Source organism: Microbacterium sp. LWH11-1.2, assembly GCF_038397745.1.
Taxonomy (GTDB): domain Bacteria; phylum Actinomycetota; class Actinomycetes; order Actinomycetales; family Microbacteriaceae; genus Microbacterium.
Genome location: NZ_CP151636.1, coordinates 2,964,263 through 2,976,143, shown reverse-complemented (window position 1 = coordinate 2,976,143; position 11,881 = coordinate 2,964,263). Strand labels below are relative to the sequence as shown.

Genomic DNA, 11,881 nt, shown 5'->3' with positions numbered 1-11,881 from the left:
AGTGTGACAGATCATGGAAGAACGTCAACCAGGAAGCTCCGCTCTCCTCAACGATCGCCCGCACTGGGACGCGACGCAGGCGCGTGTCCTCGACGCCGCCGACGCCCTCATCAGCCGACGCGGAGTCCACGGCGTCACCATCGCCGAGCTCGCTCGGAAGTCGTCACTGAGTCGACCGACGATCTACCGCAGCTGGAACGACGCCGACGACGTCGTGCGCTCCGCACTTCTGCGGCGCGTGATCGGACTCATCGATCAGTTCCCCGCTCCGGCTCGCACCCGCGCGGCATTGGTCGACGACGTCATGCGGTTCACCGCCCTCTTCCGGACCGACGCGGTGTACAGCCGCCTGCTCGACGACGAGCCCGAGGCCTTCACCCGCTACACGCTGCAGCGTGTCGGCTCCAGCCAGCGCATGATCCTCCAGTGGCTCGCCGCCGCCATCGCAGCCGCGCAGGACGACGGCTCGGTGCGCGCGGGAGAGCCGCAGGAGATCGCGGTGATGCTGCTCCTGATCGCTCAGTCCGCCGTGATCTCGCACGGCACGGTCGCCGACCTGATCGATGAAGCCGCCTGGGAGCGCGAACTGCGTGCGGCGCTCGACGGACATCTGCGGGCATGAGCCACTCGTCGCCCGATCTCGATCCTCGCCGCCGTCGCAGAGAGCTGCAGGAGTCCTCGCTCGAGGTGGCCGATGTGCTCGTGGTCGGCGGCGGTATCACCGGAGCAGGGGTTGCGCTCGACGCCGCGTCCCGCGGGTTGAGCGTGACTCTCATCGAAGCCGAGGACCTCGCCTTCGGCACCAGCCGGTTCAGCTCGAAGCTGGTGCACGGCGGGCTCCGCTACCTCGCGACCGGCGATGTGGCCACCGCGAAGGAGAGCGCGCAGGAGCGCCATCTGCTCATGACGACGATCGCGCCGCACCTCATCCGTCCGCTGGCCCAGCTGCTGCCGTTCCGCCCCGGCGTGACCTGGCGGCAGCGGAGCGCCGGCGCGGTGGGCATGGCACTCGGCGACCTCCTGCGCATGCAGGCGCGCACGTCGCGGTCGGTACTCCCGGCACCTCGTCCGGTCGCCGCCCGCACCGCACGGCGACTCTTCCCCGCGCTCGACGCACGGGGACTCCGCGGCGGAATGCTGTCCTACGACGGGCAGCTCGTCGACGACGCAAGGCTCGTCGTGACGGTTGCGCGGACGGCGGCCGGAATGGGCGCGCGCATCCTCACCCGGGTTCGCGCGGAGCAGCTGCGATCCGACGGGGCCGCCGTGACCGACGAGCTCACCGGCGAACGATTCGAGATCCGCGCGCGCAGCGTCATCAACGCGACCGGCGTCTGGGCGGGCACGCTCGACGACGCCATCTCGGTGCGTCCCAGCCGAGGAACGCACATCGTGCTCGATGCGGCGGACCTCGGGCATCCGTCCGCCGCCCTCACCATCCCGCACGAGGGCTCGATCAGCCGCTACGTGTTCGCGCTCCCCCAGAGAGGAGGCCGCGTCATCGTGGGGCTCACCGACGAGAGCGCACCCGGACCCGTGCCCCGTGTCGCGGAAGCCACCGAGCCCGAGATCGCCTTCCTCCTCTCCACCCTCAACCGCGTGGTGTCGACGCCCATCCGTCGCGATCAGGTGCGCGGGGCCTTCGCCGGCCTGCGCCCCCTGGTCGACAACGGCGCTGACACCACCGCCGATGTCTCGAGACGGCATCTGGTCGCCGTCTCCGACGGCGGATTCGTCACCATCCTGGGCGGCAAGCTCACCACCTACCGGCGGATGGCCGAGGATGCCGTGGACCTGGCGGTGCGAACGCGCGGTCTGAGTCCCGCGCCGAGCCGCTCGGCGTCGATCCGTCTGATCGAGGACGATGTGGTGGGCCGCGCCCGCATCGCGGACGCGGGAGCCGAAGTCGCGGAGGGCATCGCGATCACCCGGGCGGAGATCGAGTTCGCCGTGCGGGCCGAGGGCGCGATGACCGTGGACGACGTGATGGAGCGACGGACGCGGATCGGGCTCGTCGACGCTGATCGCGACCGCAGCAGGCACGCCGTCGAAGAGATCGTCGCGCAGACGCTGGCACAGATCGACTGAGAAGACCAGGAGAGGAATCGGCCGCGAAATCCACGTGAACATCGGGTGCGCGGACGCTTCACGGGGGCTCGGACGTCGTCAGGACGTGCAGAGTATGAGCGTGGACGCGATCTTCAGCATCTTCAGCAGCGGTGGCGCGATGGGCGGACTGGTCAAGACCGGGACGGCGGTCCTCACGGTCCTCCTCGTGGTTCCGGCCATGTTGAAGCTGTTCATCGTGACGGTCGATGAGGGCTGGGCGGCGATCCGGACGCGCAACGGCAAACCGATCATCCGCCGCGCACGCCTGGGCAAGGCCGCAGCACCCGGCGTCGGCGAGGTCGTCGTGCTCACGCCCGGCTCGCACGGCGCCTTCCCGCTGTTCTACTGGTACAAGCTCATCGACGTGCGCTGCCGGGCGACAGACCTGCCCGCCCGGCAGCTCACCGCGGCCTCCGGGCATCAGCACCTCGTGCATGCGTCGTTCGAATGGCGACCCGTCGTGTCGGGACGTGACCTGCGGGTGTTCGAGCTCGACGTCGTCAACGTCACCGAGCGCGCCGCCAACATCATCTCCGCGGCGCTGCGCGACGCGGTGCGCTCACTCGAGGGAGCCGAGCTCCCTCGCAACGACGAGCTCAGCACCACGGTGCTGGCGATGTGCGGCGAGAAGGTCCGTGCGGCGTGCGGTGTCGAGGTCGTCGAGGTGCTCATCACCGGAGACGCCCTCACCGACGGCTACCTGCTGTCGCAGGCCATCCGCGGCACCGACAGCGCGCCCGAGGTCGTCGCCGCCCTGCACGCCCTGAACTGAAGCTGCACCGGTCGTGCGCGGAAGCCCGCTCAGCGCCGTTCGCGGAGCGGCAGATCGATCGCCTCGGTCTCCCCCGTCTGGCGCGCCACCGGGATCCGGGTGCCGAGCACCTGAGAGACGATGTCCTGCGCGATCTTCGACGACGTCAGCCCCGCATCCGTGAGGATCTGATCGCGGGAGGCGTGGTCGATGAACTCGTCCGGCAGGCCCAGTTCGTCGACCGCGGTGTCGATCCCGGCCTCGCGGAGCACCTGGCGCACGCGTGTGCCGATGCCGCCGACACGGATGCCGTCCTCGAGCGTGATCACCAGACGATGCTGCGCAGCGAGGCTCACGACGGACGGCTGCACCGGGATCGCCCAGCGCGGGTCGATCACCGTCGCGCCGATCCCCTGTGCGCGGAGCCGGTCGGCGACGTCCATGGCCAGCGCGGCGAAAGGTCCGATCGCGACGATCAGCACGTCCTCGGACTCGCCGCGGGCGAGCACATCGACGCCGTCGTCCCGGCGTTCGATGGCCGGGATGTCCTTCGCGACCTCTCCCTTCGGGAACCGGATCACGGTCGGTGCGTCGTCGACGTCGACCGCCTCCTCGAGGGCCTCGGCGAGCCGCGCGGCGTCTCGAGGCGCGGCGATCCGGATGTGCGGCACGATCTGGAGCATCGCGAGATCCCACATGCCGTGATGGCTGGGGCCGTCCGGCCCGGTCACCCCGGCACGGTCGAGCACGAACGTGACGCCGGCGCGGTGCAGGGCGACATCCATCAGCACCTGGTCGAAAGCGCGGCCCATGAAGGTCGCGTACAGCGCCACCACCGGGTGCAGGCCGCCGAAGGCCAGCCCTGCCGCGGAGGCGACGGCATGCTGCTCGGCGATGCCGACGTCGTAGACGCGGTCGGGGAAGCGCTCCGCGAACGGCGCGAGACCCGTCGGCCGGAGCATCGCCGCGGTCATGGCGATGACGTCGGTGCGGCGCTCTCCGATCGAGACGAGCGAGTCGGAGAACACATCGGTCCAGCTGCGTCCCCCGGACGAGAGCTCCTCGCCTGTGGCCGGGTCAATGCGCCCGACGGCATGGAACTGGTCGGCCTCGTCATCGCGGGCGGGCTGGTAGCCGCGGCCCTTCTCGGTGATGGCGTGCACGATGACCGGGGCGCCGTAGGACTTCGCGAGCTCGAGAGTCTCCAGCAGGGCGGGAAGATCGTGCCCGTCGACCGGACCGAGGTACTTGATGTCGAGATTGGAATACAGCGCCTCGTTGTTGGTGAAGCGCGAGAGGAAGCCGTGCGTGCCGCCGCGGACACCGCGGAACACCGCGCGCCCGACGGGTCCGAAGGCCCGGAACAGACGGTCCGACTTGTGGTGGAGCTCCTTATAGGCCGCAGCGGTGCGCACCCGGTTCAGATAGCGCGACATGCCGCCGATGGTCGGCGCGTAGGAGCGGCCGTTGTCGTTCACCACGATCACGAGGTTGCGGTCGTTGTCGTCGGAGATGTTGTTCAACGCCTCCCAGGTCATCCCACCCGTGAGGGAGCCGTCACCCACCACGGCGACCACGTGACGGTCGGCCCGTCCCGTCGCCGTCAGAGCGCGGGAGATGCCGTCAGCCCAGCTGAGCGAGCTCGAGGCGTGCGAGGACTCGACCACGTCGTGCGCGCTCTCGCTGCGCTGCGGATACCCTGCGAGTCCGCCGCGGACGCGGAGGCCCGAGAAGTCCTGCCGCCCGGTGAGCAGCTTGTGCACGTAGGACTGGTGACCCGTGTCGAAGATGAACGGGTCGTCCGGCGAGGAGAAGACGCGGTGGAGAGCGATCGTCAGCTCGACCACACCGAGGTTCGGTCCGAGGTGCCCTCCCGTGCGGGACACGTTCTCGACGAGGAACGTGCGGATCTCCGCAGCGAGCTCGTCCAGCTGTTCGGTGGACAGCGCGTCCAGATCACGGGGTCCTGAGATGCTCGGAAGAATGGGCATCTGCACCTCCTCACAGGCTGTGTCCGTGCCGTCCGACAGGGGCCGGGCGTCCTCTCGATCCTATCGCGCCCGATCGGGAAAGCTCGGAGAGCGGAGACCCCTTGACATGCGGAGAGGGGCCCGCATCCGAAGACGCGGGCCCCTCTCTCGGACCATGCTCAGACGAGCGAGCGCAGCACGTACTGCAGGATGCCGCCGTTGCGGTAGTAGTCCGCCTCACCGGGGGTGTCGATGCGGACGACCGCGTCGAACTCCACGGTCTGCTTGCCCTCGGGCGAGTTCTCGCTCGGGGTCGCGGTCACACGCACCGTCTGGGGCGTGACGCCCTCGTTCAGCTCCTCGAGACCCGTGATCGAGACGACCTCGGTGCCGTCGAGGCCGAGGGACTCCCAGCTCTCGCCGGCGGGGAACTGCAGCGGGACGACGCCCATGCCGATGAGGTTCGAACGGTGGATGCGCTCGAAGCTCTCGGTGATGACCGCCTTGACGCCCAGCAGGCTCGTGCCCTTGGCGGCCCAGTCACGCGACGAGCCGGAGCCGTACTCCTTGCCGCCGAAGATGACGAGCGGGGTGCCCTGCTCCTGGTAGTTCATGCTCGCGTCGTAGATGTACGACTGCGGGCCGCCCGGCTGCGTGAAGTCGCGGGTGTAGCCGCCTTCGACGACCTGGCCGTCGTTGACCGCCGACACCATCAGGTTCTTCAGGCGGATGTTCGCGAAGGTTCCGCGGATCATGACCTCGTGGTTGCCGCGTCGCGAGCCGAAGGAGTTGAAGTCCTTGCGGTCGACGCCGTGCTCGGTGAGGTACTGCGCCGCGGGGGTGCCGGCCTTGATATTGCCGGCCGGCGAGATGTGGTCGGTCGTGACCGAGTCGCCGAGCGTCGCCATCACCCGGGCGCCCTCGATGTCGCGCACCGGGGTGAGCTCCATCGTCATGCCGTCGAAGTACGGAGCCTTGCGGACGTAGGTGGAGTTGTCGTCCCACTGGAAGATCGCGTCGTCCGGGGTCGGCAGGCTCTTCCAGCGCTCGTCGCCGTCGAACACGGTCGCGTACTGCTTGATGAACTGCTCACGGGAGATCGACGAGTCGACGAGCTCCTGCACCTCGGCCGGTGTGGGCCAGATGTCCCGGAGGAACACGTCCTCGCCGTCGGTGCCCTTGCCCAGGGCGTCGTTCTCGAAGTCGAAGTGCATCGAGCCCGCGAGAGCGTAGGCGATCACCAGCGGCGGGCTGGCGAGGTAGTTCATCTTCACGTCGGGGCTGATGCGGCCCTCGAAGTTGCGGTTTCCGGAGAGCACGGCGGTCACGGCCAGGTCGTGCGAGTTGATCGCCTCGGAGACCTCTTCGATCAGCGGTCCGGAGTTTCCGATGCAGATCGTGCAGCCGTAGCCGACCGTGTAGAAGCCGAGACCCTCGAGGTCCTTGTCGAGGCCGGACTTCTCGTAGTAGTCCGTGACGACCTTCGAACCCGGGCCGAGCGTGGTCTTGACCCACGGCTTCTGCTTCAGGCCCTTCTCGAGCGCCTTGCGGGCAACCAGGCCGGCGGCGATCATGACCGAGGGGTTCGAGGTGTTCGTGCACGAGGTGATGGCCGCGAGCGTGACGGCGCCGTTGTCGAGGATGTACTTCTCCCCCGACGGCGTCGTGACCGGCACGGGCTTCGAGGCGTTGGCCGGTGCACCGCTGTTGATGTGCACCGGGCGCGTCGTCGTGGGCTCCTCCTCGCCGGGGACAGAACCCGGGTCGGATGCCGGGAAGGAGTGCTTCGACTCGAGATCGACGACGGAGTCCGAGGTCGACGCCGACGCGTAGGCCAGGATGTCCTGCTCGAACTGCGACTTCGCCTCCGAGAGGAGGATGCGGTCCTGCGGGCGCTTCGGTCCGGCGATCGACGGGACGACGGTGCCGAGGTCGAGCTCGAGGTACTCGCTGAAGGTCGGCTCGTGCGACGCGTCGTGCCAGAGCTTCTGCTCCTTCGCGTACGACTCGACGAGAGCGACGGCCTCTTCGCTGCGACCGGTGAGGCGCAGGTAGTCGAGGGTGACGTCGTCGATCGGGAAGATCGCGGCGGTGGAGCCGAACTCGGGCGACATGTTGCCGATGGTCGCGCGGTTGGCGAGCGGGACGGATGCCACGCCCTCGCCGTAGAACTCGACGAACTTGCCGACGACGCCGTGCTTGCGCAGCAGGTCGGTGATCGTCAGGACGACGTCGGTCGCGGTGACGCCGGCGGGGATCTCGCCGCTGAGCTTGAAGCCCACGACGCGCGGGATCAGCATCGACACGGGCTGACCGAGCATCGCGGCCTCGGCCTCGATGCCGCCGACGCCCCAGCCCAGCACGCCCAGTCCGTTGACCATCGTGGTGTGCGAGTCGGTGCCGACGCAGGTGTCGGGGTACGCGCGGAGCACGCCGTCGACGGTGCGGTCGTAGATGACCTTCGCCAGGTGCTCGATGTTCACCTGGTGGACGATGCCGGTGCCCGGGGGGACGACCTTGAAGTCGCTGAAGGCCGTCTGACCCCAGCGGAGGAACTGGTAGCGCTCGCCGTTGCGCTCGTACTCGATCTCGACGTTGCGCTCGAGAGCGTTCTCGGAGCCGAAGAGGTCGGCGATGACCGAGTGGTCGATGACCATCTCGGCCGGCGAGAGCGGGTTGATCTTGTTCGCGTCGCCGCCGAGAGCCGTGACGGCCTCACGCATGGTGGCGAGGTCGACGATGCACGGAACACCCGTGAAGTCCTGCATGACCACGCGGGCCGGCGTGAACTGGATCTCGGTGTTCGGCTCCGCCGCGGCATCCCAGGACCCGAGCGCCTCGATCTGCGCCTTCGTCACGTTCGCGCCGTCCTCGGTGCGGAGCAGGTTCTCCAGGAGGACCTTGAGACTGAAGGGGAGCTTCTCGAAACCGGGCACCGTGTCGATGCGGAAGATCTCGTAGTCGGTGCTGCCGACCGTCAGGGTGCTCTTGGCACCGAAGCTGTTCACCGTGGACACGAATCCGTCTCCTTCTATTCGGATGGGAGCGACAGGCGCCTCCATCTTGCTCGCCAGTGAGCCCCTGCGGCTAGGAAGGCGGACCTAACCAGTCTGCCCCGCGGGAGTCGCCGGCGAAAGCCTGCAATTTATCTTGATGTCAAGATAAATCTATCATGCCTCGGCGGGCTCGTCGTTCCCCGACGCGCGCGGATAGAGCGCGCGGACCACCAACCAGGTGACCGCGATCAGCGGCGCGAACAGCGGGAGACCCATGATGAGCTTCAGAGTGCCGAGTGCCGTGACCTGCTCGGTGAGATAGAGCGGCAGCTGCACGGCGAGGCGAGCGAAGAACAGCGCCGCCCAGGCGATGCCGAGCCAGAAGAACGCCCTGCGCTTGCGCCGATCGGCACGCCAGGCCGTCCCCTCGCCCATCAGGAAACCCGCGGCGATCCCGATCAGCGACCAGCCGATCAAGGCGGAGACGAGGATCACGGTGCCGTAGGCCGCGTTCGTGATGAGACCGGGGACGAAGTTGTCCTGTCCACGCCCGGTCCACAGCGCCAGGGCCGCCGCAGCGGCGGCGGCGATGAGGCCGCCGAGCGCGGCCGAGGGCGGGGACTTCTGCAGCAGGCGCACGATCGTGAAGACCGCGGCGAGGCCGACAGACACCCCGAGGGCGAGGATCAGCGGCTCCGGCTTGATCGTGAAGAGGATCACGAACGCCAGGCTGGGGAGGACGGATTCCAGGATGCCGCGCCATCCGCCGATCGCGGACCAGACAACCTTGTGGGTGGTCGCGCTCTCGGCCGGATCCAGACCGGCGCGGCGCGCAGCACCGCCGAGGGCGGCGCCGAGGATCTCCGACGCGCTCTGCTCGCGCTGGGCGTCGGGTCCCGGCTCGGTCACGCGGATCCCGGCGTCGCCGGCATCTTGAGGGGGATCAGGTCGCGCGGGGGCATGGGGGCGCTGCCGCGGACGACCACGATCGAACGGAAGAGGTCCTCGACCTTGGCCGCCGCCTCCGGGTCGGATGCACCGGCCCCGCCGATCACACCGCGCAGGAACCAGCGCGGTCCGTCGATCCCGATGAACCTGGCGAGCCGGAGGCCCGATCCCTCGTTCGCGGTGGCCGGCACCTCGGCCAGCAGCTCCTTGCCCAGGGCGCCCTCGCGCTCCTCGACCCGCCCGCCCTGCGCCTTGACCTGGTCGCGCAGCTGCACGCGGGTCTCGTCCCAGAGCCCGCCGGATCGCGGTGCCGCGAACGGCTGCACCTGCAGCGAGGAGTCCGCATAGTCGAGGCCCACGGCCACGATCCGCTTGGACTGCTCCTCGACCTCGAGGCGCAGGTTCAGCCCCTCGCGCGGCAGGATCTTGATCCCGCCGAGGTCGATGTAGGGCCGGACCGGGTTCGCCTCGGAGTCGTCGAAAGGACCTTCGGTGGCGCGATCGTCCGGCGCCGACTTCGAGGGAGTCGCGTTGTTGTCTGTCATCAGCCTTGTCCTGCTTCGTTCTGGTGGAGCCCTGCCTGGTATCCGGTGGAGCCGAAGCCCCCGTCACCGCGGACGCTGTCGGGCAGCTCGTCGACCGGGATGAACGTGGCGCGTGTCACGGGCATGACGATCAGCTGCGCGATGCGATCGCCGACGGCCACATCGTACGCGTTCCGGATGTCGGTGTTGATCAGGCTCACCTTGATCTCACCGCGGTACCCGGCATCGACGGTGCCGGGTGAGTTGACGATCGAGATGCCGTGCTTCGCCGCGAGTCCGCTCCGCGGCACGACGAACGCGGCGTACCCGTCGGGCAGCGCGATGCGCACGCCGGTGGCGACGAGGGCGCGCTCTCCCGGCTCCAGACGGACGGCCTCCGCAGCCACCAGGTCGGCACCGGCGTCGCCCGGGTGGGCGTATCCGGGGACCACAGCGGCGATAATGGGGACATCAACGGAATCGGTCACCCCATGAGGCTAATGCAGAACACCGCCACAGACGCACGTCCGCGCTACCGTGAACGGCTCGCTCCCAGCCTCTGGCTGCTCGTCACCGTCGCCCTCGCCGGACCCATGGTCTCGCTCATCTTCGTGCCGGTCGGCTCGACCGTCGCGCTGATCGCCGGAGCCGCCGTCTCGGCGCTCCTCGTGACGGCCTTCATCGCCGCCGCCCCGGTGGTCTCCGTCGAGGGCACGACGCTGCGCGTCGGCCGCGCGCACATCGATGCCCGCTTCCTCGGCGATCCCGTCGCGCTGACCGGAGCGGATGCCCGGCAGGCCCGCGGCCCCGGCCTCCCGGCACGCGGCTGGCACCTCATCCGCGGGGGCATCGACGGCATCGTGGTCGTGCCGAACACCGACCAGGACGACCCGGTCGAGGCCTGGACGATCTCCAGCAGGACGCCGGACCGCCTCGCCGCCGCCATCCGCGCCGCACGCTGAGAAGCGCGCCGCAGACGACAGCGCGCCCCTGATCGGAGTTATCGGGGGCGCGTGAGACGTCGCTCAGAGGGCTGCTACGCAGCGCACTCCTTGCAGATGGGCCCGGATGCGCCCTCGTGGTCGAGCTGCGAGCGGTGCTTCACGAGGAAGCAGCTCATGCATGTGAACTCGTCCTGCTGCGCGGGCAGCACGACGACGTCGAGCTCGAGGTCGGAGAGGTCGGCACCGGGCAGGTCGAAGTTCGACGGGTTGTCGGAGTCCTCGTCCCCGCTTGAGCCGGAGGATTTGTCCGGCACACGCTCCTTGAGGGCTTCGATCGACTCGGAGTCGTCTTCACTCTTGCGGGGAGCGTCGTAATCGGTTGCCATGCGGTAGATCTCCACTTTCATGGTGCGAGTGGGTGGTGCGCCGTCGGGTAATCGGCGGCCATAGTTTGCACGACCCGAACGCAATAAGCAAATGCCGGTCCGTGCGACATACCAAACTCACGGCACGCCCAGGCTATTCCCGGTCGCAGCGGCCGTCGCGTGGCACCATGAACGCACACCCATCAGAGGGGCATTCGCATGGAAAACGTCACCATCGTCGGCACAGAGGCAGGAGTGCTCGTACTCGCCACCGAGTCGGGCGAGCGCTTCGCGCTGCCCATCGACGACGTGCTGCAGCGTGAGATCCGACGCGCCACTCGCCAGGCCGAGCCGGCGGGTCAGCGGCTCGCCGCGAGTCCTCGGGACATCCAGGCGCAGATCCGCGCCGGACTCACCGCGACCGAGGTCTCCGAGCTCCTCGGGATCAGCGTCGACGACGTCGCACGCTTCGAAGGTCCGGTCCTCGCGGAGCGCGAGCACATCATCGGGCAGGCGCTCGCCGTGCCGGTCCTGATCGGGAGCGAGGTCGAGCCCGACGCGCAGCCGACATTCGGCGCCGCCGTGCGCGACAAGCTCGCCGACGTCGCCGCGTCCTCCGAGCGCTGGGCGAGCTGGAAGGAGGAGTCCGGCTGGGTCATCAAGCTGGAGTTCACCGCCAACGACGTCGACCATGACGCGCGCTGGAGCTTCGACCCCCGTCGCAGCGCGCTGGCGCCGCTCAACGCCGACGCCACTCAGCTCTCGCGCCAGGGCTCGCTGCCTGAAGGACTCATCCCCCGGCTGCGAGCCGTGGATCCCGAGCGCACCACCTCGCCGTACAAGGACGAGAGCAGGTTCGACTCCGGAGCCTTCGGCCCTCGGCTGCTCCCCGCTCCGGACGGCGGCGTCGAGGACCCGTCTCTGCCCGAGCGCTCCGACGCCGCGGCTCAGGACGCGGCGATCAACCGCGCGCCGGAATCCCCGAGGACCAATCCCGAGACCGCCGACCTGCTCGAGGCGCTCCGGCGCCGGCGCGGTCAGCGCGAGACCGCTCCCCTGATCGACGACGTCGACGAGTCCGACGGCGGACAGAGCCCGATCTCGCTGTTCGACGCCTTCGATCAGCCGGCCGACGAGCCGGAGCCCGCAGCCCCGACTCCCAAGCCGTCCGGCGCCGATGCGACCGATGGCGGTGCACGTCGTCGACGTCGCAACGCGATGCCGTCGTGGGACGAGATCGTCTTCGGCGCCCGCACCGACGAGTGACGTCGGAT

General features: G+C 69.1%; 11 protein-coding genes. 5 read left to right on the top strand and 6 right to left on the bottom strand.

What is annotated here, in order from left to right:
• Positions 1 to 13: 13 nt before the first annotated feature.
• The 3 genes from MRBLWH11_RS14425 to MRBLWH11_RS14415 all read left to right on the top strand — a co-directional run bounded on the left by MRBLWH11_RS14425 (position 14) and on the right by MRBLWH11_RS14415 (position 2,881).
• Positions 14 to 622, top strand: a complete 609-nt coding sequence (locus tag MRBLWH11_RS14425; protein WP_341945352.1) for a helix-turn-helix domain-containing protein — start codon at positions 14 to 16, stop codon at positions 620 to 622.
• Positions 619 to 2,088, top strand: coding sequence for a glycerol-3-phosphate dehydrogenase/oxidase (locus MRBLWH11_RS14420; RefSeq protein ID WP_341945351.1), 1,470 nt, complete (start codon positions 619 to 621; stop codon positions 2,086 to 2,088). The genes MRBLWH11_RS14425 and MRBLWH11_RS14420 overlap by 4 nt, the downstream gene beginning before the upstream one ends.
• A 100-nt stretch (positions 2,089 to 2,188) precedes the next feature.
• The gene (locus MRBLWH11_RS14415; RefSeq protein ID WP_116635386.1) at positions 2,189 to 2,881 is read left to right on the top strand and encodes a hypothetical protein; all 693 of its coding nucleotides are present in this window, start codon (positions 2,189 to 2,191) and stop codon (positions 2,879 to 2,881) included.
• Between the two features lie 29 nt (positions 2,882 to 2,910).
• On the opposite strand, the gene dxs is transcribed toward MRBLWH11_RS14415, so the two are convergent.
• The 5 genes from dxs to dut form a co-directional block, all read right to left on the bottom strand.
• Positions 2,911 to 4,851, bottom strand: coding sequence for a 1-deoxy-D-xylulose-5-phosphate synthase (dxs, locus tag MRBLWH11_RS14410; protein ID WP_116634867.1), 1,941 nt, complete (start codon positions 4,849 to 4,851; stop codon positions 2,911 to 2,913).
• A 158-nt stretch (positions 4,852 to 5,009) separates the two neighbouring features.
• The gene (locus MRBLWH11_RS14405; protein ID WP_341945350.1) at positions 5,010 to 7,847 is read right to left on the bottom strand and encodes an aconitate hydratase; all 2,838 of its coding nucleotides are present in this window, start codon (positions 7,845 to 7,847) and stop codon (positions 5,010 to 5,012) included.
• A 153-nt stretch (positions 7,848 to 8,000) separates the two neighbouring features.
• Positions 8,001 to 8,735 carry a DUF3159 domain-containing protein gene (locus MRBLWH11_RS14400; RefSeq protein WP_341945349.1) on the bottom strand — a complete coding sequence of 245 codons (735 nt, stop codon included), beginning with the start codon at positions 8,733 to 8,735 and terminating at the stop codon, positions 8,001 to 8,003.
• Entirely contained in the window at positions 8,732 to 9,319 is a 588-nt protein-coding gene (locus MRBLWH11_RS14395) for a DUF3710 domain-containing protein (protein WP_116634865.1), read from the bottom strand. Before MRBLWH11_RS14395 ends, MRBLWH11_RS14400 begins: the two co-directional genes overlap by 4 nt.
• Complete coding sequence (dut, locus tag MRBLWH11_RS14390) at positions 9,319 to 9,786, bottom strand: dUTP diphosphatase (RefSeq protein ID WP_165808037.1); 468 nt, start codon at positions 9,784 to 9,786, stop codon at positions 9,319 to 9,321. The genes MRBLWH11_RS14395 and dut overlap by 1 nt, the downstream gene beginning before the upstream one ends.
• A gap of 12 nt (positions 9,787 to 9,798) precedes the next feature.
• Between dut and MRBLWH11_RS14385 the strand changes: the two genes are divergently transcribed.
• Positions 9,799 to 10,260 carry a DUF3093 domain-containing protein gene (locus tag MRBLWH11_RS14385; RefSeq protein WP_341945348.1) on the top strand — a complete coding sequence of 154 codons (462 nt, stop codon included), beginning with the start codon at positions 9,799 to 9,801 and terminating at the stop codon, positions 10,258 to 10,260.
• 74 nt (positions 10,261 to 10,334) lie between these two features.
• Here the strand turns inward: MRBLWH11_RS14385 and MRBLWH11_RS14380 are convergent, their stop codons facing one another.
• On the bottom strand, positions 10,335 to 10,628 hold the full coding sequence (locus tag MRBLWH11_RS14380; protein ID WP_105725536.1) for a DUF4193 domain-containing protein: 294 nt from the start codon (positions 10,626 to 10,628) through the stop codon (positions 10,335 to 10,337).
• Between the two features lie 198 nt (positions 10,629 to 10,826).
• Here MRBLWH11_RS14380 and sepH point away from each other — a divergent pair, with 198 nt between their 5' ends.
• Positions 10,827 to 11,873 (top strand): septation protein SepH, encoded by a 1,047-nt coding sequence (sepH, locus tag MRBLWH11_RS14375; protein WP_116634862.1) that lies wholly within the window; start codon positions 10,827 to 10,829, stop codon positions 11,871 to 11,873.
• Positions 11,874 to 11,881 lie beyond the last annotated feature (8 nt).